The organism is Petrotoga olearia DSM 13574 (assembly GCF_002895525.1).
Lineage (GTDB): Bacteria > Thermotogota > Thermotogae > Petrotogales > Petrotogaceae > Petrotoga > Petrotoga olearia.
The window spans coordinates 143660-167154 of the sequence record NZ_AZRL01000004.1 but is presented as its reverse complement, the minus strand read 5'-3'; the positions used below and the strand labels follow the sequence as shown (position 1 = coordinate 167154).

The window sequence follows — 23495 nt, the reverse complement described above, 5'->3', positions numbered from 1 at the left end:
GCTTTAGAAACAATTCCCATATTCTCATTTGCGAAGCAAATGATGTTACGCGAATTTGGGGATCTTAAGGGGTTTACCCCTTAATGCTAACAAATAAAACAAAAAGGTGAGAAAGTTGAATATATTAGATTTTAAAGAAGAAGTAAAGAAAAAAATTAAAGAATTAGAAAAACAACTAAGTGATCCGGATATTACTAACGATATTGAAAAATTAAAAAAATTAGGACAGGAGCATTCCAAACTCTCAGAATTACATAAGCTGTTTGAGAGTTACGAACAGGATTTAGAAGATATAAAAGCGTTAAAAGAAATGTATGAAAACAAGGATGTCTCTGAAGAAGAATATCAGTCAATGCTCCAAGAGATAGAGAAAAAGGAAGAAGAAACAAGAAAAAAAATTATAGAAGGTTTAGTTTCTCAAGATGAGTATGATGAGAGAAATATCATTATGGAGATAAGAGCTGGTACCGGTGGTGATGAAGCGAGCCTTTTCGCTTCAGAGTTAATGAGAATGTATCTACGGTATGCCGAAAGAAAAAATTGGAAATATGAAGTTCTTGATCTAAACGAAAACGAACTTGGTGGAATTAAAACCGCCATATTAAAAATAAAGGGTCAAGGTGCTTACAGAAGATTGAAATACGAAAGTGGTGTGCATAGGGTACAAAGGGTACCTCAAACAGAATCTTCTGGAAGGATACACACTTCGACGGCCACCGTTGCGGTGTTACCGGAAGCAACGGATATAGATGTTCAGATAAATGAGAATGATCTCAGAATAGATACCTATAGGGCAAGTGGGGCAGGTGGTCAGTACGTTAACAAAACGGATTCTGCCGTTAGAATAACCCATCTCCCCACTGGAATCGTTGTAACTTGTCAAAATGAAAGATCCCAGCATCAAAATAAAGAAAAAGCTTTAAATATACTAAGGGCAAAACTTTTTGAGATAAAGTTAGAGGAGCAGCAATCTCAGCTTATACAAGAGAGAAAATCACAAATAGGGACCGCACAGCGAAGCGAAAAAATAAGGACATACAATTTCCCACAAAATAGGGTTACAGATCATAGAATTCAATATACCACTCATAGAATAAGCGAAATACTTGATGGAGATTTAGATGAAATAATAGATAAGATACTAGAAAAAGATCTTAAAGAAAAACTTGAAAGCATAACAATTTAAAATTAACTTATTGTTAGAGGTGATCTAATGGTTAAAATAACTTATCCAGATAATTCTGTTCAAGAATTTAAAGATGGAATTACCCCTGCAGAAATTGCTAAAGGTATATCCGAAGGGTTATACAGAAATGCTATAGCAGCTGAAATTAACGGCGAATTAAAAGATTTGAATACCCCCATAATGCAGGATTCAACTATTAAGTTAATAACTTTGGATGATGAAATAGCTCCAAAAATATACCGACATACGATGGCTCATATAATGGCACAGGCGGTAGTTCGAATTTTTGGGAAGGACAGAGTCAAACTAGCTATAGGGCCGGTTATTGAAAATGGTTTTTATTACGATTTTGATATTGAAGGGTACAACCTTTCAGAAGAAGATTTTCCAAAGATAGAAGAGGAAATGAAAAAGATCGTAAAAGAAGATATAAAAATTATTAGAAAAGAAGTAAATAAAAAAGAGGCTATAGAATTATTCAAGGATCAACCTTACAAACTGGAATTAATTGAGGAACTAGAAGAAGACACTATTTCAGTTTATTTTCAAGGGGATTTCTATGATATGTGTAGAGGGCCCCATCTTCCTTCGACCGGGTATGTTAAATATTTTAAGCTTCTTTCCGTATCCGGGGCTTATTGGCGGGGAGATGAAAAGAACAAGATGCTTCAAAGGATATATGCCACAGCTTTTCCCAAAAAGAAACAACTTGAAGATTACTTAAATATGTTGGAAGAGGCAAAAAAAAGAGATCACAGAAAATTAGGTCCAAAATTGAATTTATTCATGTTACAATCTGAAATGGCTCCCGGTATGCCTTTTTTCCTACCGAATGGTAAAATAGTTTTAAATGAATTGATGGCTTACTCCCGCCAAGTTCATAAAAAATATGGATACGAAGAGGTAGATACGCCTCAAATCATGAATATTAAATTATGGCATCAATCTGGACACTGGGATCATTACAAAGAGAACATGTTTTTCACAGAGAAAGAAGATTTGCCTATGGCGGTCAAACCGATGAATTGTCCGGGGCATATACTGATATATAAGAATAACTTTGTCAGTTACAAAGACTTACCAATAAGAATGTTTGAATTTGGTAAAGTCCATCGTTACGAAAGAAGCGGGGTTTTGCATGGTCTTTTTAGAGTCAGAGCTTTCACCCAAGATGACGCACATATATTCTGCATGCAGTCACAAATCGAGGAAGAAATAATAAAAGTTATACAACTAACAAACGAAATATATTCATCATTTGGTTTTGAATACGAAGCCATCTTAAGTACTATGCCCGAAGATCATATGGGAGATATTGAAAGTTGGGAAAGGGCTACCGATGCTTTAAAAAAGGCATTAGAAAAGACTAATATGAAATATAGAATAGATGAAGGTGAAGGGGCTTTTTATGGTCCTAAAATAGACTTTAACGTTACAGATTCCCTTGGAAGAAAATGGCAATGTACCACGATTCAGCTTGATTTTCAGATGCCCGAAAGGTTTGATATGGTATACGCAGATGAAAACGATGAACAAAAAAGACCGGTTATGATTCATAGAGCGATATTTGGATCTTTAGAAAGGTTCTTTGGTATTTTAATAGAAAACTTTGCTGGAGAGTTTCCAACTTGGCTTTCTCCTGTTCAGGTTTCGATTCTTCCGGTATCCGAAAAATTCAATGAAGAAGCAAAGAAATTCTCTCGTATTTTAGAACAAGAAGGTATTAGGGTTTATGTAAATGATTCTGATGCCACAGTTGGATATAAGATAAGAAATGAACAGATTAGAAAAGTGCCGTATATGATAGTTTTTGGAGAAAAGGAAGTGGATTCAGATACTATTAATATAAGAACTCGAAAAGGCAATACCATAGAAAATGTTTCAAAAGAGCGTTTCATTGAAGAGATTAAAAAAGAAATAAAGAACAGAAATTTGGACTTAACTTTTTAAATTAATAATACTGGCTCATAAAGGGCGCCCAAAAGGGCGCCTTTAATATTTTATTTTTTTATTTGTTCTACAAGAATTGTACCAAAAAAATCATTTTGATTTTTTTGGAAGATGATTAAATCTGCTAACTGAATCCTCCTACCCCTTATTTTAGCAGGTAGAGTATTTATTTAGAATTTCCTCGAAGTAATTAGACTAAATGGTTTTTAAGCACTATTGATAAAGGCTTATCTTCCAAAGAACTTACTTTGAGTATAGAAAAGCCAATGATGTTTCCTTCTTCATCTACTTTTTCCATTACAGCATCGTTTTCTGTTTCCCTAAAATAACCAGCTTTCTTTTCAAAAATTATTTCCAAATAATCTCCTTCCTTGTCATACCAAATTTTTATTTCTTTTCCCATAATATTTCACCTCTTTTAATTGTATCTGTGAAGTAAGCAGTGATAACAAACAAATCGTAAGATAAGTTTTTAACTACTACACATAAATATTTCGCCTCAACTGGTGTATGATGATAAAATTTATAGAATAATTCCACACTTTCGTCTGTTTTTGACCTGATAATTATATATGGATCTAAAAGAGTGTGTCGTATTTTATGAATTTGACCACGCATTTCAGGATGATTGCTTTATATATGTTCTTGTCTTTCCTCGGTTAATCGGATTTGTCGATTATGAATGTCTCTGAATATTCTCATTTGTACAACCTATTTGCTTTTAACTTTTTAATATTCTTTACCTCCATAAAATACATGATCTATTTTTTTTATTTGTTCTACAAGAATTGTACCACAAAAAAATCATTTTGATTTTTTTGGTTTTTGGTGTAAAATTAAATTGATACCGTTAACGTTAACATTAAAAGAGGTGATAAAAATAAGTCGAGGTAGTTTTGTAACCATAAAAGATATCGCCGAAAAAGCGGGGGTTTCCGTAAACACGGTCTCAAGAGCTTTAAACGATAAACCAGATATAAACCCTCAGACAAAAGAAAAGATCGAAAAAATTGCCCAAGAATTAGGCTATGTTAAAAACATATACGCTACTATGCTCAAATCTAACGTAACTCATACAATTGGAGTAATCATGCCGGATAGTTCTAACCCTTTCTTCTCTGAAGTATTCAAAGGTATTGATAAAGCAGCGCGGGAGAATAATTATCAAATAATAATTATGAACTCCGAAGGTTTATACGAAAATGAAGAAAAATTTTTAAAAACTCTCTTAGAAAGGAGAGTTGACGGTATTCTCCTTTTTCCAATGCAAAAAAGTTATGAAGATATTCAAGAACTAATTAAAGAGCATTTCCCTATAGTACTTGTAGGTAGAGAAATAGACGGTTGGAATGTGGATGAGATATTCAGTGATGAAGTAAAAGGAGGATATCTTGCAACCAAATATCTCATTGAAAAAGGGTGTAAAAAGATAAAAATGATCACCGATCAACTATATAACTCTGCTTCATATGGAAGGTTACAAGGCTATAAAAAGGCTTTAAAAGAGAAAGGGTTAGCATTTTCAGAAAATGATATTAAGATATGTGAGGGGATACACGAAGGATACCACGTTAAAGCAGGGTACGATAAAACGATTGAAATGATCAGAAAAAAAGAAGAATTCGATGGAATATTTTGTTACAACGATCTAATAGCTTACGGCGCGATTAAAGCTCTGAAAGAAAATAATCTGAAAATCCCACAAGATGTTTCAGTAGTAGGTTACGACGATATAGCCTTTTCAAGGTTAATTGAGCCAGAGTTGACAACGGTAAAAGTTAAAAAGTTTGAAATGGGATACGAAGCATTTCAAATGCTGTATAAAAGAATAAAAAGTAAGAAAAGAGACCACTCATCAACAAGGAAAGTATTAGATATAGAGCTCATAGTAAGGAAATCTTAAACAAAGAAGGAGAGAAATTGTATGGCAGAATTACGTTGGAATCCTTTATTAAAAACATACACCATGGTTGCTGACAACAGACAAAATAGGCCCCATTTACCAGAGGATTGGTGCCCCTTTTGTCCAGGACCGGGTAAAAAAGTGCCCCCAAACTATGACGTTTATGCATACGACAACGATTTTCCCGCTTTAAAACCAGAGCCAGATGAACCAAATATACAAGGAACTGATTTGTACAAAGTTGAAAAAAATTACGGAAAATGCGAAGTAATTTTGTATTCTCCTGATCACAATATTACTCTTCCACAATTACCCGTAGAACATATATTTAAGTTGGTAAACTTATGGATTGAAAGGTTTGAAGAACTCTCAAAAGATAAAAGAATAAAATACATCTTTCCGTTTGAAAACAGAGGAAAAGAAGTAGGAGTAACTATGTTCCATCCACACGGTCAATTATATGCTTATTCATGGATTCCATTAAAGTTAAAAGTCGAACTCGACAACTGTAAAGAATATTACGAAGAAAAAGAAAAATGCCTTATCTGTGAAATGAACAAAGAAGAAAAGGAGTTTCAAAAAAGAATTCTTTTTGAGAATGATTCATTTCTCGTTTATCTTCCCTTTTTTACAGACTACCCCTATGGTGCTTTCATCGTCAGCAAATCCCACAAAGGCAACTTATCAGAATTCGATGAAAAAGAAAAATGGGATCTGGCTGAGGCGTTAAAATTGTTAACTGGTGGTTTTGATCTGTTGTTTGACAAACCTTTCCCATATATGATGAATATCCATCAAACTCCTGTTAATTCAGAGGAATACGCAGATTCTCACAAATACTATCATTTTCATATTGAGTTTTATCCTCCACTAAGAGACAAGGATAAAATAAAATGGTACGCATCAAGCGAGATGGGGGCGTGGGCCGCTGCAAATACCATGGCGGTAGAAGAAACTGCTATTACTTTAAGAAATGCAATAGAAAAATTCAAAAAAATACAATAGAGAGGTCAACAAAATGGATTTACTAAATACTTTTCAAAAAATCTACGGAGAAAGTGAAAAGCCAGTACATAGATTCTTCTCACCTGGAAGAATAAATCTGATAGGCGAACATATAGACTACAATGGGGGATATGTATTACCGGTAGCTATAAACCTTGGGATAAACGGCTTAATGAATTTGAGGAACGATAATTTTATCTACCTGAAATCTATGGACTTTCCCAACGAGGTAAAAGTAGATCTAAATGCAGGAGCAGACTATAGAAAAGAAGACGGTTGGGGGAACTATGCAAAAGGAGTTATAAAGTTTCTATTAGAAGATGGATTCCCCTTGAAGGGATGTAATATACTGATTAAAGGAGAACTTCCAAATGGAGCGGGTCTTTCATCTTCTGCAGCTTTGGAAGTACTAATTGGATTCATGCTTTTATCTCAAAATCAAATTCCTGAAGAAATTGATAGAACATACCTTGCACTTTTAGGACAAAGAGTTGAAAATAAATTTATTGGTGTGAACTCTGGAATAATGGATCAATTTGTGATAGCAAACGCCAAGAAAGATCAAGCCTTATTACTTGATACACAAAACCTAACTTATGAATACATACCTTGCTATTTAAACGGGTATTCTCTGATTATTATGAACACAAACAAAAGAAGAGAGCTTGCTTCGTCTCAATACAACCAAAGAAGAAAAGAATGTGAAAATGCTTTAGAAAAAATAAACCAATCGAAGGAAACAAAAGCTGATAATTTGTGCCAATGTAGTGTGAAAGATCTCAAATATCTTGATAATGAAATAGAATTAAAAAGAGCAAGGCACGTGATAACAGAAAATCAAAGGGTTATCCAAGCTTCTAAATTATTAAAAAACAACGATATTGAAGGTTTTGGAGCGCTTTTAATTCAATCCCACAATTCATTGAAAAATGATTATGAAGTGACAGGTTTTGAACTAGATACAATTGTTGATGAAGCTTTGAAAATCAAAGGCTGTGTAGGAGCCAGAATGACTGGAGCAGGTTTTGGTGGATGTGCCATTGCTTTGGTAGAAAAAAGTCAGGCAAAAGCTTTCAAGGAGCAAGTTTTCAAGAATTATTATGAAAAAACAAAAATAGAACCATCCCTATACGAAACAACTATCGAAGATGGAGTAAAAATTCTCAAAAATTGAGAAAATTCGAGCTAAATGGGAATAATCTCTTTTAATTGCCTTTAAACTTACCTAATTGACCATAACGAGATTTTGCAAAGATTGTAAACTCTGTTATAATTATTTTGGTATCGTTCACGGTATCGATATCTATACTAAATAGATGGAGGTGTGGAAGAATGAAAAAAAGATTTATTGTAATTTTATTGTTTGTTAGTTTGATCTTCTCAACATTAAGTTTTTCGAAGCCCATCGAAATCACGTTTTGGACTCTTTTTAGTGGTGGAGAAGGTCACATAATGACGAATCTAGTTAATCAGTTCAACAAAGAACAAAACGAAATTTTTGTGAATCAGCAACCTTTAGATTGGGGAGAATATTACAACAAGTTGCTTGCGTCCATGGTGGGTGGAAATCCCCCAGATCTAGCGATTATGCATCTCTCTAAGATGCCTGATTATGTTGGAAGAGGAACGTTAGTGGCAATTGATAAGTATATATCTGAAGGAATAAAAAGAGACTACCTAGAAAACATAAGAGCTGCAGCTACTTTTAATAATCAATTATATGCTCTTCCTTTGGATACGCACCCCTTGGTTATGTACTACAATAAAAATGTATTACAAGAAGCAGGGTTAATTTCTGAAAATGGGGAACCATTACTTCCGAAAACTTTTGAAGAATTATACAATTTTTCTAAGATAATTAAAGAAGAAACAGGAAAATATGGGATGATCATAGAAGATCTAAATGGCCTAGGTGAAAGATTATGGTTGACTGTTTACAGAAACCTAGGAGGACAAATTGAAGACGAAAATGGAAATTTCATAATAGAAAAGGACATAGCCGAGAAAACATATGGAGAAATACTAAAGTTTTATGAAAAAGATTTGACTACTTTTGTAGATTATGAAACTGCTAGAGCAATTTTTATTAGTGATCAAGCAGGTTTTACTTTTGATGGAGTATGGTCTATGGCTGCATTTGAAGATATGGATGTCTTAGATAAAGTTGGTGTCATGCCTGTTCCAGTTTTTTCGACCACCGAAAAGGCTTACGTATGGGGAGATTCTCATACTCTAATTGTACCAAAAGGATCAAAAATTAACGAGGAAAAGGTCAAAGCAGCTGTAAAATTTGCAGAATGGTTAGTTAATCATTCTTATGAATGGGCAGTAGCAGGTCACATTCCTGTTATTAAGAGTGTGAGAGAATCAGAAGAATTCTTGAGCTTGCCTTTGAGACAAGATTATATGTTGGCTGCTGAGCAAGCCTTCATTCCACAGATTAAAGGTTGGGCTGAAGTTCAAGATAAATTGGTTGAACTTTGCCAAGGTGTAGTTTTGGGGTCAGTAACACCAGAAAAAGCAGCAGAAGAACTAATAAGGACTGTTAAAGAGGTTATTAAATGATTTTATAGTTTTATTTAAAAAAGCATTCCACTGTTTCAGTGGAATGCTGTGTTTTATAATATTTATCTAAAAAATATACGCTAATTTGTTATTTTTCAAGAAGTTAACCTTTAATTTTAATCTGAGAAGGTGAGTCTTTGTGAAGAAAAATTCTATTAAGGGATATTTATTCTTTCTACCGTTTGGTGTGTTATATGGTTTGTTTTTAATATACCCTCTTATAAATGGTTTCAGAATGAGTTTTTTTGATTGGGATTTATTTGGAGAGCCACAATTTATTGGTTTACAGAATTTTTCGAAAATGTTTAATGATCCAACTTTTTGGTCAAGTTTATGGCACACGATTTACTTTGTAATATTGACTGTGCCAATTTTAGTTATTTTAGGATTTTTAATGGCTCTGTTGTTAAATTCCAAAATATATATGAAAAGACTTTTTCGTATGTTATTCTTTTTTCCATATGTCTTATCTATTACAATAGTATGTAGCATTTGGGCTTTTTTGTATCAACCACATTTCGGAATTATAGATAAAATATTTGAAATAATAGGTATTAATTACACAGGTTGGTTACTAGATCCTAAAACTGCTATGCCAGCTATTGCTTTGACTACGATATGGTGGACGTTAGGTTTTAATGTAATTCTTTATTTAGCCGGATTACAGGAAATTTCAGATTCAGTATATGAAGCGGCTACGATAGACGGTGCAAATTCATTTCAGAAAACCATTTTTATAACTATCCCTTTGTTGAAAAGGACACACGCATTAGTTTTAGTGCTACAAACGATAGCATCATTACAAATTTTTGGTCAAGTATATATAATGACTGGGGGAGGACCTCAAGGAAGTACTAGAGTGTTAATACAATATATATATGATCAAGGTTTTAGATACTTTAGAATGGGATATGCGCAAGCTATGGCTTTGTTTTTCTTTGCAATAATGTTTGTAATAGCCTTTATCCAAATTAGATTAACACTGCGGACAGGAGGTGAATAAGATTGAAGAGGTCAAAACTTTTAACTATTATAGCGGTTATAATTTTTGTTATATATATATTTCCGATATTATGGATGTTCCTTTCGGCCTTTAAAACAGATTTGGAAATAATAACTCAAAAATTTTTCCCTTCTCATTTAAATTTAGAAAATTATTCATATATATTGGAACAATCAGGTATATTGAGATGGTTATTTAATAGTGCCTTCATTTCATTAACTTCTACCCTAGGGGCATTAGTTGTTACTGTGTTTGCATCGTTTTCTTTAGGTAGATTAAAGTTTAAAGGAAATACCGTTTTATTTTATATTACGTTAGCAGGGGTTATGATCCCTTTACAGGCAATAATGATTCCTCGATATTTACTTTTAAGAGATTTAAACTTATTAAATACTTATTGGGGTTTAATTATACCCTATATGGTTAATCCTATGTTTGTATTAATAGTCTCACAGTTTTTCAAGGGAATCCCTAAAGAATTTGAAGAAGCGGCGAGGATCGATGGAGCAAACGATTTTTTTATTCTTTTTAGAATAATGGTTCCATTAGCAAGACCTTCTTTAATTGCAATTGCAGTGTTTAGTTTTGTTTCTTCTTGGAATGACTTTTTATGGCCTCTAATAGTGATGTCAGACTCTTCAATGTATACTCTACCAATTGGTTTGGCAACATTTTATGGGTCTTACAGTATGAAATATGGGGTGACGATGGCTGGAAATGTTATAGCAGCTTTACCAATATTTATATTTTTCCTAATTTTTCAGGAACAGTTAATACAAGGATTAACAGCAGGTGGCTTAAAGGAATAATAAAGAATAAATGAAATAAAAAATGCTTCAACAACTGTTAAAATCATCGACTATTGGGAGATGATATCAAGTGGATAAAAAGTTAATTTCATTTTTGTTTGTATCATTTACTTTATTAAATTCAATAATTGTATTATCAAATTCAGACAAAATGTATAAAAATCCTTTGGATGTTTTTATTGCAGATCCTTTTGTTTTAAAGGTAGAAAACACATATTACCTTTATGGAACTTCTGCAGCCAATGTAGGCTTCAAGGTTTGGAAATCTGAAGATTTAGTCAATTGGGAAGAAGAAGGATTTGCGTTGACGAAATTTCAAGAAGAAAATCAATGGGCTCAAGGTGATTTTTGGGCCCCTGAAGTAATTTCCTATAGGAATAGATTTTATATGGTATATAGTGCACGAGATAAAAATGGTAAATTACAAATTGGATTGGCAGCAAGTGATTCTCCCTTAGGCCCCTTTTTAACAATAAAGGCTCCCCTAATTAATGATGGATATTCAAACATCGATGGGCATATTTTTATAGATTCCGACGGAAGCCCATATTTGTTTTGGGTTAGAGACTGCTCTGAAAATATTATAGATGGTATACATGTAAGTCAAATTTATGTTCAAGAAATGTCCGAAAATCTTTTAGAATTCAAAGGAGAACCTGTTTTAGCATTAGAACCATCTCAACAGTGGGAGGGTTTAGACCAGAATTGGCAATGGAATGAAGGACCCTTCGTAATAAAAAATAATGAGATATATTATTTGCTTTATTCTGCTAATTATTTTGGTTCACCTGATTATGCAATTGGTTATGCAGTTTCAAAAAGTCCTTTTGGTCCCTGGGAAAAAAGCAAAGATAATCCTGTTTTGACAAAAGATTTATCAATAGGTGTTTCAGGTCCTGGACATTGTTCTGTTACTACATCTCCAAGTGATCTTGAATTGTTTATAGTTTATCATACTCATGCTTTCTCTCAATCACCAGGTGGAATTAGAGTACTAAATATTGATAGAATATATTTTGAGAAAAAAGGTGCCTTAATTGTAAAAGGTCCTACTAGAACACCTCAACCTTTTCCTGAATAATTTTTGATTTATTTATAACACTATTTTTAACTATTTAAAATAAAAAATTTCATTTAAAGGAAGGAGAAAAGATATGGATAAAATTGCAAGATGTGAATATCCTCGTCCAAATTTTAAAAGAGATCAATGGTTATGTTTAAATGGAACGTGGGAGTTTGAATTTGATGATCAAAATAAGGGTGAAGGGGAAAAATGGTTTCAAAATCATAATTTTACAAAGAAAATAGAAGTTCCCTTTTGTTATCAAAGTAAATTAAGTGGAATAGATGATAAAAATCATCACGATTATCTTTGGTATAAAAGAATTTTTTCTTTACCAAAAACATGGAAAAATAAAAAAATAAAGTTAAACTTTGGAGCTGTCGATTATATTGCTAAGGTATGGATTAATGGGAAGTTTGTAGGCAATCATATAGGTGGGAATACTCCATTTAGTTTTGACATTACTAATGAGTTAAAATGGGATGATGAAGAGAAAATCGTAGTTAAGGTAGAAGATAGAACTTGTGATCCATCACAGGCCAGAGGGAAGCAAAGCTGGACAGGTAAACCTTTTGCTTGTTGGTATACTAACACTACTGGAATCTGGCAAACTGTTTGGTTAGAACCTGTTAATAATGAGCATATAGAAAAAATTAGATTGACACCAAATATTGATAAAGCAAAGGTTTTAATAGAAGCTATTTTATCTCCTGAGGCTATAGGTAATACATTATATATCGATATTAAATTTGAAGACTCAAAGATATTGGAAAGCAGTATTTTCTGTCAAGATCGTATAATACAGATAGAATTAAACGTGCTTTCGAAGGATTTTGAATGGGGTATGAAATTGTGGAGTCCAGAAGAACCTAATTTATATGAGATATTTTTTAAATTAATCGACAATAAGGGAGAAATGAAAGACTTAGTGATGAGTTACTTTGGTATGAGAAAAGTTTCAACCAAGGGCGGTAAATTCTTATTGAACAATCGACCATTTTATCAAAAATTAGTTTTAGATCAAGGATATTTTCCTGAGTCTTTATTAACTCCTCCGAGTGAGGAAGCTATAATAAATGACATAAAATTGACTAAAAATTTTGGATATAATGGTGTAAGGAAGCATCAAAAAGTTGAAGACCCTTTATATCTCTATTGGTGTGATAAATTAGGTTTATTAGTTTGGGGAGAAATGGCCTCTTTTTATCAATTTAATTCGGAATCATGCAATCAATATTTAAGAGAATGGCAAGAAATTATAGACAGGGATTATAACCATCCTTCAATAGTTGTATGGACACCCTTTAATGAATCTTGGGGGGTACCAAACATTTTAACAGATAAAAAGCAACAGAAATTTACGAAAAGTGTTGTAAATCTAATAAAATCTTTAGATCAAACTCGCTTAGTTGTGTCTAATGACGGTTGGGAACATACCGAAACAGATCTGTGTACAATTCATGATTACCGTCAAGAGAGTACAGAATTTTTAAAAGTATATTCAGATAAAAATGAAGTTGTTAAAGGATGCCCAGCTGGAAAATTCATTTTTTCCGAAGGATATAACTATTCTGATCAACCTGTTCTCATTACCGAATATGGGGGAACAGCTTTTTTAAAAGATGAAGGATGGGGATATGGTAACAAAGTTTCTTCTGAGGAAGAATTTTTAAAAAGATTTTCTCAATTAACTCAAGCAATAAAATCCATAGATTATATTGTAGGATATTGTTATACCCAATTAACTGATGTAGAACAGGAGATGAATGGACTTTTAACTTATGATAGAAGGTTTAAAATAGATCCCAATAAAATCAAGGCAGTAAATGATGAATAAGTTTTTTTATTTGTAAAAGGGCGCTTAGCGCCCTTCTTCTTAAAGTTGAAACTTTAGATGGGGAAATAACTGTTCCAGGTTACGGGGTTAAGATTTTGAAGAGGTAAAAAATAAAACTTTTTAAGACGGGGGAAACCCCGTTTGTTTTTTAAAATAATTCAATAGTTTATCTTAGCAACTAACAAATACATGTCATAACAAAAAAGCAATGTCAATAAATTTTTTGAAGTTAATATAATGTGTGAATATGATAAAATTAAAGGTATAGAAAGCTAAAATTATTGGGGGAAGCAAAAAGTTGAATTCTGCAAAAAAACGAAATCAAAAAAATAACATGTTAATTATATTTGGTGTAACGTTGATGGTCGTCATGGGTGTATCTAGTATTTCTCCTGTTTTTCCTTTGATAAAGGAAGAATTCAATGTAACAGAACAACAGGTAGGCTTGTTAATTACTTTTTTTAACTTGCCTGCCATATTTTTAACTCCATTATTTGGTGTTTTAGCTGATAGATATGGAAGAAAAAAATTTATGGTTCCTCTCCTATTTTTATTCGCTATATCTGGGGTATTAAGTGGTTTCACAACAAAATTCAGCATTTTATTGTTATTACGTGCTTTAAATGGAGCTGGAGCATCTGTTTTAGGTGCATTGAATGTAACCCTTATGGGGGACTTATTTGAAGAAAGAGAAAGATTAAAAGTTATAGGTTACAATGAAACCGTTGCAAATATTGGATTAGCTATCTATCCACTTATTGGTGGAATGTTGGCTATTTTTGGTTGGCAGTTTCCCTTTTTTCTGTCCATTTTAGCTGTACCCGTTGGAATAGCTACCTTATTTCTTCTTGAAGATTCCCATCAAAATAATGGTGAGAACTTGAAAGATTATTTTATAGATCTGTTTAAAGTTTTAAAAGATTTCAGAATAATTCTCATATATATTGCTGGGTTTTCCACTTTCTTTTTGCTCAGTGGTGCATATTCTTCCTATCTACCTTTTTTATCAGAATATAAGTTTGGTTTTCCCCCTTGGATAACAGGTATATTAATGTTTTTTATGTCTTTCACAGCTGCATTTGCTTCTTCACAGTTGGTGAAATTAAGCGATAGATACACAGTAAAATGGTTGTTAGCATTTTCTTATATGTTTTATGCGGTCTCCCTTTTTTTATTGATGGTTGTTAGAAATTTTGTAGGTTTGATGGTAGCTGTTATTATTTTTGGTATGGGGCATGGCATAAATGTACCGAGTTTGCACATTTTGACTACTGAAATAACTTCAAGAAAAAATAGAGGAGCGGTGATTTCCTTAAGGGAGGTCTTCTTTAAATTATCCGGAACTTTGGCGCCATTGATGATGGGATTTCTTTATACTTTAAACGGGATTGATGCTGTTTATCTTTCATCTGCTATTTATTCTTTGGGTATTTTTGTTCTTTTATTTTTTTCTTTCAGAAAAATATTTTGAGTATGCAACGATAAGATTTTGGTTTTAAAAGGGTCTCCATTTGAATGTGAAAAGGAGGTAATTAAATGCCTATAACTTTTGATCAAGAAACGAAGAGATGGTTTTTGGAAACAGAAAATATGGGTTACGTTTTTGGATTAGATGATCAAGGGAAAATCAAAAATTTGTACTGGGGAGCGAAATTACCAAGGTTTCGAGACTACCCCCAAGTTAAAGATCTACCCGTCATGGACAGATACACGTGGAATGATGAATTTTCAGTAAGAGGAGAAAAAAACAATGTAGAGCATTGTTTGAAAGTTGAGTATTACGATGGTGTCAGGGATGTTGTGTTGAATTACAAAAGTTTTGAAGTGAATGGGAATGATCTAGTAATAAAGCTAAGCGATGATCATTATAGTTTGAATGTAAATCTTTTCTACAAGTTGATAGAAGAGTACGATATTATAGAAAGATGGATAGAGATTGAAAACAATTCTAATCAAGAAATAAATGTAGAAGATATGAAATCGGCGTCGTTGTATGTTGAAAATGATGAAAAAGCAAAATTAAATTATCTTGCAGGTATGTGGGGGAGTGAGTTTCACTTAAGGAAGGAAGACATAAACGAGGGAAGCAAAGTTTTGGAGAGTAAGGTTGGGAAAACAAGCGCCTACCTGAATCCTTTTTTTGCTATCGATTACTCTGCTGATGAAGATCATGGAAAGGTATACTTCGGTGAATTAGCTTGGAGTGGTAATTGGAAGATAGTAGTGCAAAAACGTATATACGAAAGAATAGCTATAATTGGAGGAATAAATGACTGGGATTTTAGTTATATACTAGAACCCTCAGAAAAGATTAATACTCCGAAATTTGTGTTTGGTTTTTCAGACGAGGGTTTTACAAAGGCGAGCCAGAATATACATCATTACCAGCTCGACTACGTCTTGCCAAAAGATAAAGCACACAAATTAAGAAAGGTTATATACAATTCTTGGGAAGCCACGACGTTTAACGTGAACGAAGAAAATCAAAAAATATTGGCTGAAAAGGCTGCAAAAATTGGTGTGGAACTTTTTGTTATAGACGATGGATGGTTTGGGGAAAGAAACGATGATCACGCTGGGTTAGGTGATTGGTATGTGAACAAAGAAAAATTCCCAAAAGGTTTGCAACCTTTGATAAGCTATGTTAAATCTTTAGGGATGGATTTTGGCATATGGGTTGAACCAGAGATGGTTAATCCTGACAGCGAATTGTATAGGGAACACCCTGACTGGGTTATTAGTTTTCCAAATAGGCCAAAATCACTTCAACGAAATCAATTGATGCTTAATTTGGCAAGAGAAGATGTGAAAGAGTTCATCATAGATTTTATGGATAATCTTTTAACACAAAACGATATAGATTTCGTCAAATGGGATATGAACAGGCATGTTTTTGAGTCGGGATGGATGCAAGTGAAACCACGAAAACAAAGAGAAATATGGGTTAAATACGTGTGGAACTTATACGATATTTGGAAATATTTAAGGGAAAAACATCCACACGTTACTTTTGAAAACTGCTCCAGCGGTGGGGGAAGAGTGGATATAGGCTTAATGCAATATGCGGATCAAGTATGGACAAGCGACAACACGGACCCATTTGATAGGTTAGAGATCCAAGAGGGTTTTTCATATGCATATGCACCAAAAGTAATGATGGGATGGGTAACTGACTGGGGAGGAAAAGATACTTATCCTTTAACATACAGATTTCATTCATCAATGATGGGATCTTTAGGAATCGGTGCGGATTTAAATAAATTCTCTGAACAAGATTTCGATTTGGCAAGGTATCAGGTTCAGTTGTATAAAGAGATAAGAGAGATAGTACAAGAAGGTTATCAATTCAGGCTTTCTTCCGTTAAAAATGATAGATATTTTGCGTTGGAATATTTGAATAAAAGCAAAGATGAAGGTGTTTTGATATATTTAAGAAATCCCAGAAGGTTTGGTTTATTCGATAGGGTGAATGTCAAGCTAAAAGGTTTGGAAAACGATGCTGTATACACTGTTTATGAAGGGCTACAGGGTGAAGAAAAAGAGATAGTTAAATTATCAGGACTGGCCTTGAAAGAAAGAGGGATTTTAGTTGAGGATTCTTCTAAAGATTTTTTTGAAAGTGGAAAAGTAACTCATTTTTATAGTCGGATATTGAGGTTTAGAAGGAGTAATTAATAATTCTCTAAAATATTATTTAGAATAAAACAAAAAAGATGGGGCTATTGAATAAATTACCCCATCTTTTCATTTAGATAAAACATTTGTGGTGGCGGCGAAGAGATTCGAACTCTTGACACTACGGGTATGAACCGTATGCTCTAGCCAACTGAGCTACGCCGCCATATAACAAATGGTAGCGGGGGTAGGATTTGAACCTACGACCTTCGGGTTATGAGCCCGACGAGCTACCAGACTGCTCCACCCCGCACCAAGTAATGTAGTATGAATATTTAAAGGGTGCCGAGAGTCGGACTCGAACCGACACGGGTATCTCTACCCAGCGGATTTTAAGTCCGCAGCGTCTACCAATTCCGCCATCTCGGCATTAATTCCAAAAATAAGTCTATCATAAAAAGGAAAGTTTGTCAATACCTCATCGACCATTTTTATTTATATATCCGATTTTTTATAAATTTTAAAAAAATTATATTATAATTGATTAAGCATTAAAAAATTAAAGGAGTTGATTTAAGGGTGACAATTAAAGGATATAGAAAATTGTTTTTATTGATCTTTTGTTTATCGCTTTCTTTAACGATTTTTTCTTCTTCTGTTTATACACCACCTAAAGATCTTTATCAAGTAGAAACAGAGAATTATAGGTTTGTTTTTGAGAAGGATCTTTATTATTTTTATGAAGAGATCGCTGATACAGCAGAAGAATTGTATACAAAGTACACTTATTTTTATGGTTCAAATCCTGGTAAAATAACGGTTTATATTTTAGATGATGTTGATTTTACAAACTCTTTTGCCTCCACAGGTACCAATGTAATAAGGCTTTACGTTAATCCTCCAGAAGATTTTTTGGCTGTGGGAGGGAACGTAGAAGATTGGAGTAAGTTCGTTTTTTCGCATGAGTTGAATCACATTTTTTATGGGAGTGATGTTAGAGATCCTTTTGTGTCTTGGATTCCTAGTAAATTGATTAAAAACACGCTGAACATGGTTCATCAGCCGAGCTATTTGCATGAAGGTATTTCTATTTACATGGAAAGTAAAGAGTTCGGAGGAAGATTTGAAGACGATCTTTTTAATATGTATCTTAGATCTGAGATCTTGAGTAACCACTTTCCGAGATATTATTTGGGTTCAGGTTCTTCAATCGATATATGGAGTCCAGCAGGTTTTAACTATATGTATGGAACAATTTTGGTGAAAGAAATAGTGGATAATTACGGAGAAGGTGCTTTAAGACAGATAATAAGAGCCTTAAATACCAACGTTTTTATGAATTTGGATGAAGCGTTTTATTGGGTAACGGGGAATAGTTGGAATAGATTTTTGATCGATATTAAGCAAAAGTATCTTAAGGAATACGATCAATTAAAAGAAAAAGGCTACAAATTATCTTGGTTAAAAATCGATGATACTTATCAAGATACAGGGAATCTTAGAACTGATGGGAGTTTTCTTTACGGATATTTGGTAATGTCCGATAAACCAAAGGGTATATACAGAGATGAGGAGTTAATAAAAAAGGGAGTAAGTTCATTCGATGTAAATTCAAGAGGGGATCTCTTGTACTTAGTGACTACCTACAACATGGGCTATTACACAAATAAGTTGTATTATGATTGTGACTGTCCAAACGGGGAAAGGTTCATAGATGAGAGAGTTAAAGCTTTTGGTTTTGTAGGAGACGATAAGATAGTTTATTCAAAATTAGATAAAGGCTTGACAGCTTTGTATTTGTACGATTTAAGGACTAACGAGACTAAAAAGTTAATAGATTATGGTAAGTATGTTTTTAACGATATTGTAGGAAAAGAAGATATAATTTATTTTTCTGCTAATTATAAGAACCAAACGGATATCTTTTCATATGATCTATCATCAGAAAAGATTTATCAAGTTACCAATGATGAAGTTAAAGAGCTCGGGTTATTTATCGATAATGATTTTATTTATTATTCAGCTAATTACGAAGATGGGATATACAATGTTTATAGGTTAAACACAACCAACAAAAAAGTTGAACGCCTCACAAATTATTTAAGTGGTGCTTTTGAACCAGTAGTTTTGAACGATAAGTTGTACCACTTAGTTTACGATCATGAGGGATACCATTTGAGTTATTTAGATTTAGAAAGTGCGGTTAAAGAAAGTTTTGTTTTACAAAGTCCAGTTGCACAAGTTAATTTTGAAAGTTATGAAATCTATTATCCTGAAGACGTTGAAGTAAAAAAATACACATTTGAAAAGCCTTATATATTGCCGTTTCCAATTTTAGCCGTTGATATGGATGATAATATTTTATACGGAGCCGGAGCATTTTTTATCAGCGAGGCTATGAACTATATAGGGTTTGTAGATGCATTTACAGATGGGAGCAAAGTTTATGGGGATTTATCCTTGACCTTTGATTATTATACGACTAACAGTATAACTCTGAGTTTGACAGAAGAAGATATTTTAACGAGTTTTTATATTTCCAATAGTTATCTTTGGTATTTAGGAAATAGGGTAAACACATTTGTGGGAGGTGGGGGTTCATTTAAAAACACAACTTTTGATTCATATGTCTTAGATTCTATTTTCCAAATAAGCCCTTACACTGTTAACAATTACAATATTTATGAGATGGGTATAGGAGTTACGTATGATTCAAGTTCTGGTATAAACGCATATTTAGATAAACCATTTGTTGTGTTTGATACAAAGGTTGATCCTTACCTTGGGTATGCGGGTGGATCTATATACGCAGGAAGTAAGGTCGAAAAAGTATTATGGAGACCATATCTATCCTTTGAAGCTGGAAAGTATAGATTCGATGGAATAAAAGCAGGGGGAGATGTCAAGTATGATTTTGGACAAGAAGAATTTGATTATTCTGTTTACATTCAGTTCGATCTGAGTATCTTTTATTGGTTGAATGTACCGTTGCAGATAAACAGTGATATGTTCAAACCAAAATAAATAAGTTAATTACTTTTTACTTTTCCAAAACTTTCGTAGCATTTCTCTATTTACGATGAACATAACGGTTGTGAATAGCCAAGTAAAACCTAAGGACATAGACATCGTCAAACTAAATTCTTTTAAAAGCTCTCCCCTAGAAAATTGAAAGCTCAAGAAAGAGAGTGTTGTGGTAGAAAGTGAAAATGTTATGGATTTTAATATATTCCAAAAGTTTGTTTTGTTAGTACTGAACGTATGAAATATATGGAGAAATCCATCTATACCTATACCAAAGATTAACGGAAAAGTTAGAACGGTTACGAAAGTAGCCCTTATACCTAATAAATATGACACACCAAAAGTAGCTAATACAGAAATTATCAGACTAAGCATAGCTTCAGATGGTTGAAGCACATTTTTTCTAACAATTGCAGTTATACCCCATATGGAGATGAAAGATAGGAATAATGGTATATAAAATCTTTGTCTAATCATCTCCATTATTTTATATGTTGCTTTTGGTAAACCCAAAATGTTTTCACCTTTTTCCCCAAGTTCGTCAAAGAAAATTTTTATTCCGTTGTTACTCCAAAGACTGAACTTTGGAGTGACTTCCAGAATAAGATATTTTTGACCATTCTTCTCTATTAAAAAGTTGCCTCTGAGGTCCTCAGGGAAAATATCCATGATATTCAAAGTAAAATGGTAGAGATCGGAAGAGCGTGCGGCAGCATCTATCAGTTTCAGACTGTCAGAATATAGATTATTCTTTTTTAAAACGGATATTATTATTGGATTATTTATAACTTGAGATAAACCTTCTAACTGTGTTTTTATCTTAGAAAATTCTCCAAGATTTTCTTGAATTATGTCTGGTAAGCTGTTGACAGATTCCACAACACCCGTGTTCAATAATTCTTTTTTAACAGTTTCAATATCTTCGTCAACTCTCATTAGATATTGCAATGTATCAAAGGAAATATTTCCAAAGTGATCCAAAATTTGTTCTCCGACCTTAACGGATTCTGAATTGGAAGAGATTAGCCCTGGAGGGGTATACGAAAAATTAGTGTAATTAATTAGACCCACAACGCTGAAGATCGAAACTGTTGGAACAACTACAATAAAAATCATTTTTGAGTTTTTTGAAATATAGTGAGGGAATTTTTTAAAGGCATTGTCTATTTTGGCCGTAAAAGGGGAAATTTTTATGTTTACTTTTAAAGCGTAAATTAATGTTGGAACAAAAAAAATCATTATAAAGAAAAAAACCAATAAACCCATTGAGCTAACGATTGCTAACTCGTTAAAAGCGGGTAATCCCATGAAAAAAAGCGTTAAGAAAACGATGATAGTAGTTATCATTCCAAGGAAGAGAGGAAAAAGAATTCCTTTATAAGTAGAAGCCAATGCAGTAGTGAAGTTATCATCCTCATCAATTTCTTTTGAAAATCTGGTCATCACATGTATTCCGTAAGCTATTCCTAAACCTAAAGTTATTGCCATGACAAAAGAAGTTACTATATTCAATTCTCCGAAAGTTAACGTAATGAGTCCCATCGTTAAAAGTGTAGATATTATTAAACCTAAAAGTACTATTATAGAAGAAGTAAAATTACCAAATGCGAAAGCGAATAAAATAGTTATAAATATTATGGATAAGGTTGTTGTTAGTGTAAAATCTTCCATAACCGTACGATTAGATTCGTATCCCGTGATGTAGGAATTAGTCAAACCAGTTTTTATATTGAAAGTCTTTTCAATCTCTGTCAAAATTGAATTCACTTTTGGAATTATGTAGTTTACGTAATCTAAATCGGAGGAAGGTTTGTTGAAAGTAAGTCCCATTATCATAACTTTTCCATCAGGTGATAAAGTGTAGTAGGAACTTATTAAATCAGTATTTTCATCAGTTTGGAGAATATTTTCTAAATCGTAAATATCTTCCAAAAAGGTATCCGCTTTTTCAAATAACTCGAAATTATAAGTAAAATTTCTACTTAATAAACTGCCAAAACTTTGTAAATTATCATACATAGTGTAAATTAAATCCGTTTGGCTTAAGTTTATGATGCCGTATGAAAAAAGGAAAGAAAGATCTGTTTGCACAAAACTTAAAAAGGTAGGTTCTTTTTGCATGTAATCATGAAAAGTTGAGGCAATTTGTGAAGGCTGGACATTATCGTTGAGAAAAAATGCAGCAACCATAATATCAGATCCTTCAAGAAATGCTTGCTCTTCTAGAAGTTCAACAACAACTTCCGAGTCTTGAGGAAGTATTTTCAACAAGTCTGAGTTTACCTTCAATCTAGTGGAAATAAAACCAAAGATAATAGTAAACACTAAAACTACCGCTATTATGTAATAAGCATTTTGGGTGATAAAATTAGCAAGTCCTAAAAAGAAGTCTTTTTTTTCTCTCACAGCAACCACCATACTAGAAAAATGTCAAAAGCAAAACCTATAATTAAAGAATAGTAATTCTTCTTTTTTAAATCTATATAAAATCTTAGAAGAATTACCCACAAAACGGAGAAATAAAGAAAAGGTTTTCCTAATAGGCCAAATATAACAGGGGAAACGGAAGAAATGTATGCATATAGTAAATTAGAATCAGAACAAAAAAGCATTCTTATGCCCGAACTTAAGTAAGAAAAAAGCAGAATAAAAATAAGTAATTTAATTTTTGAAACGTCGAAACGTCCCACTTCAAATATTTGTATGTTTCTCAAAAATACCGGAGAGAAAAGGTAAAATAGGCTTATTAGGAATGGTATAAAAAAAGATTTTTTTGTAACGTTGAAAATATTTTTTGGATTTATAAGGGAATTGAAAAAGTCTAAAAAAATATTTGACATTTTTTCATCCTTCGAAGACAAGAACTGAAACATTCGGTTCAATATCTATATTTTCCTGCCTAAAAACATCCAATAAAGGTGTCACCGCAGGGTTATTAAGTAAATCCTCATCGACGATAACTCCACCATATTCGTTCAAAGAATTTAAAAGATCTCTATTGAAAGAATACGATCTATAATCCTGTTGTGTGAATAAATTATACCTGGATTTCATTATATTTATCGTGTTTTCATCAAAATTTTCTAGATTCAAAACATATATCTTTGGAGTTAATTCTAAGTATAAATTGTCAGTTATGAGTTGATAGTAGGCTAAGGTTAAACCATATAGTTCGTAATCATTTTTTGATTCTTTATATCTGACACCTGTAGAGATAATCAAACTTCTGAAATCGTCGTAAGCGTTTTTTGTAACAGGTTTAATAGTTAGTTTGTTGTTTCTAAAATCAAAATTTAAAGTTCCTACAAAAACTCCATCATCCATTATATTACGAGTTATAATGGAAAGATTGTTCACATCATTTAATTGATCATTCAAAAAAGAAATATCATAATTGACATTTTTTACTGTAAATTTGGGAGATTTTTCTATATTGTAATTGGTACTTTCCAGTCTGCCCATCGAGAAATATAACCCGATGGACAAAGAGAAGAATATTAAAAAAATAGATATAACCCATCCATAAAAACGCAAC

At 32.8% G+C, this 23495-nt stretch carries 18 protein-coding genes and 3 tRNA genes; 13 read left to right on the top strand and 8 right to left on the bottom strand.

Annotated features, from left to right (window positions below):
- Positions 1–121: 121 nt before the first annotated feature.
- Together prfA and thrS are read left to right on the top strand one after the other, a co-directional pair.
- On the top strand, positions 122–1186 hold the full coding sequence (gene prfA, locus X929_RS02615) for a peptide chain release factor 1 (protein ID WP_103066561.1): 1065 nt from the start codon (positions 122–124) through the stop codon (positions 1184–1186).
- A gap of 27 nt (positions 1187–1213) precedes the next feature.
- A complete protein-coding gene (thrS, locus tag X929_RS02610; protein ID WP_103066483.1) occupies positions 1214–3136 on the top strand; it encodes a threonine--tRNA ligase in 1923 nt (640 codons plus the stop codon).
- Between the two features lie 190 nt (positions 3137–3326).
- On the opposite strand, the gene X929_RS02605 is transcribed toward thrS, so the two are convergent.
- Entirely contained in the window at positions 3327–3539 is a 213-nt protein-coding gene (locus tag X929_RS02605; protein ID WP_012208661.1) for a DUF2283 domain-containing protein, read from the bottom strand.
- Entirely contained in the window at positions 3524–3754 is a 231-nt protein-coding gene (locus tag X929_RS02600; protein ID WP_211286716.1) for a hypothetical protein, read from the bottom strand. Before X929_RS02600 ends, X929_RS02605 begins: the two co-directional genes overlap by 16 nt.
- A 223-nt stretch (positions 3755–3977) precedes the next feature.
- On the opposite strand from X929_RS02600, the gene X929_RS02595 reads away from it, so the two are divergent.
- The 10 genes from X929_RS02595 (at position 3978) to X929_RS02550 (ending at position 16996) form a co-directional block, all read left to right on the top strand.
- Positions 3978–5039 (top strand): LacI family DNA-binding transcriptional regulator, encoded by a 1062-nt coding sequence (locus X929_RS02595; RefSeq protein ID WP_245858631.1) that lies wholly within the window; start codon positions 3978–3980, stop codon positions 5037–5039.
- A gap of 21 nt (positions 5040–5060) precedes the next feature.
- Positions 5061–6044 carry a galactose-1-phosphate uridylyltransferase gene (galT, locus tag X929_RS02590; RefSeq protein WP_103066482.1) on the top strand — a complete coding sequence of 328 codons (984 nt, stop codon included), beginning with the start codon at positions 5061–5063 and terminating at the stop codon, positions 6042–6044.
- Between the two features lie 13 nt (positions 6045–6057).
- Positions 6058–7218, top strand: coding sequence for a galactokinase (locus X929_RS02585; protein WP_103066481.1), 1161 nt, complete (start codon positions 6058–6060; stop codon positions 7216–7218).
- A gap of 158 nt (positions 7219–7376) precedes the next feature.
- Positions 7377–8609, top strand: coding sequence for an ABC transporter substrate-binding protein (locus tag X929_RS02580; RefSeq protein ID WP_103066480.1), 1233 nt, complete (start codon positions 7377–7379; stop codon positions 8607–8609).
- Between the two features lie 139 nt (positions 8610–8748).
- The gene (locus X929_RS02575) at positions 8749–9612 is read left to right on the top strand and encodes a carbohydrate ABC transporter permease (RefSeq protein WP_211286715.1); all 864 of its coding nucleotides are present in this window, start codon (positions 8749–8751) and stop codon (positions 9610–9612) included.
- A 2-nt stretch (positions 9613–9614) separates the two neighbouring features.
- Positions 9615–10421: a carbohydrate ABC transporter permease gene (locus X929_RS02570; RefSeq protein ID WP_103066479.1), complete on the top strand. Its 807-nt coding sequence runs from the start codon at positions 9615–9617 to the stop codon at positions 10419–10421.
- Between the two features lie 70 nt (positions 10422–10491).
- Complete coding sequence (locus tag X929_RS02565) at positions 10492–11502, top strand: glycoside hydrolase family 43 protein (RefSeq protein WP_211286714.1); 1011 nt, start codon at positions 10492–10494, stop codon at positions 11500–11502.
- A 73-nt stretch (positions 11503–11575) separates the two neighbouring features.
- The gene (locus X929_RS02560; protein ID WP_103066478.1) at positions 11576–13321 is read left to right on the top strand and encodes a glycoside hydrolase family 2 protein; all 1746 of its coding nucleotides are present in this window, start codon (positions 11576–11578) and stop codon (positions 13319–13321) included.
- Positions 13322–13619: 298 nt separating this feature from the next.
- The gene (locus X929_RS02555; protein ID WP_103066477.1) at positions 13620–14792 is read left to right on the top strand and encodes an MFS transporter; all 1173 of its coding nucleotides are present in this window, start codon (positions 13620–13622) and stop codon (positions 14790–14792) included.
- Between the two features lie 65 nt (positions 14793–14857).
- Positions 14858–16996, top strand: coding sequence for an alpha-galactosidase (locus tag X929_RS02550; RefSeq protein WP_103066476.1), 2139 nt, complete (start codon positions 14858–14860; stop codon positions 16994–16996).
- Positions 16997–17085: 89 nt separating this feature from the next.
- On the opposite strand, the gene X929_RS02545 is transcribed toward X929_RS02550, so the two are convergent.
- The 3 genes from X929_RS02545 to X929_RS02535 all read right to left on the bottom strand — a co-directional run bounded on the left by X929_RS02545 (position 17086) and on the right by X929_RS02535 (position 17365).
- Positions 17086–17162 (bottom strand) — tRNA-Met (locus tag X929_RS02545).
- A gap of 10 nt (positions 17163–17172) precedes the next feature.
- Positions 17173–17249, bottom strand: a tRNA-Met gene (locus X929_RS02540).
- Between the two features lie 30 nt (positions 17250–17279).
- Positions 17280–17365: transfer RNA gene (locus tag X929_RS02535), tRNA-Leu, on the bottom strand.
- 150 nt (positions 17366–17515) lie between these two features.
- Between X929_RS02535 and X929_RS02530 the strand changes: the two genes are divergently transcribed.
- The gene (locus tag X929_RS02530) at positions 17516–19960 is read left to right on the top strand and encodes a hypothetical protein (protein WP_103066475.1); all 2445 of its coding nucleotides are present in this window, start codon (positions 17516–17518) and stop codon (positions 19958–19960) included.
- Between the two features lie 9 nt (positions 19961–19969).
- On the opposite strand, the gene X929_RS02525 is transcribed toward X929_RS02530, so the two are convergent.
- The 3 genes from X929_RS02525 to X929_RS02515 form a co-directional block, all read right to left on the bottom strand.
- Positions 19970–22366, bottom strand: coding sequence for an efflux RND transporter permease subunit (locus X929_RS02525; RefSeq protein ID WP_170149400.1), 2397 nt, complete (start codon positions 22364–22366; stop codon positions 19970–19972).
- Positions 22363–22674, bottom strand: coding sequence for a hypothetical protein (locus tag X929_RS02520; RefSeq protein ID WP_146255762.1), 312 nt, complete (start codon positions 22672–22674; stop codon positions 22363–22365). Before X929_RS02520 ends, X929_RS02525 begins: the two co-directional genes overlap by 4 nt.
- A 130-nt stretch (positions 22675–22804) precedes the next feature.
- The gene (locus tag X929_RS02515; protein WP_103066472.1) at positions 22805–23494 is read right to left on the bottom strand and encodes a hypothetical protein; all 690 of its coding nucleotides are present in this window, start codon (positions 23492–23494) and stop codon (positions 22805–22807) included.
- Position 23495 lies beyond the last annotated feature (1 nt).

What these genes read in the sequence shown, in the direction of transcription:
- X929_RS02605 (WP_012208661.1), bottom strand. Translation starts at nt 3,539, where the DNA reads ATGGGAAAAGAAATAAAAATTTGGTATGACAAGGAAGGAGATTATTTG.
- X929_RS02585 (WP_103066481.1), top strand. Translation starts at nt 6,058, where the DNA reads ATGGATTTACTAAATACTTTTCAAAAAATCTACGGAGAAAGTGAAAAG.
- X929_RS02560 (WP_103066478.1), top strand. Translation starts at nt 11,576, where the DNA reads ATGGATAAAATTGCAAGATGTGAATATCCTCGTCCAAATTTTAAAAGA.
- thrS (WP_103066483.1), top strand. Translation starts at nt 1,214, where the DNA reads ATGGTTAAAATAACTTATCCAGATAATTCTGTTCAAGAATTTAAAGAT.
- galT (WP_103066482.1), top strand. Translation starts at nt 5,061, where the DNA reads ATGGCAGAATTACGTTGGAATCCTTTATTAAAAACATACACCATGGTT.
- X929_RS02600 (WP_211286716.1), bottom strand. Translation starts at nt 3,754, where the DNA reads ATGCGTGGTCAAATTCATAAAATACGACACACTCTTTTAGATCCATAT.
- X929_RS02580 (WP_103066480.1), top strand. Translation starts at nt 7,377, where the DNA reads ATGAAAAAAAGATTTATTGTAATTTTATTGTTTGTTAGTTTGATCTTC.
- X929_RS02550 (WP_103066476.1), top strand. Translation starts at nt 14,858, where the DNA reads ATGCCTATAACTTTTGATCAAGAAACGAAGAGATGGTTTTTGGAAACA.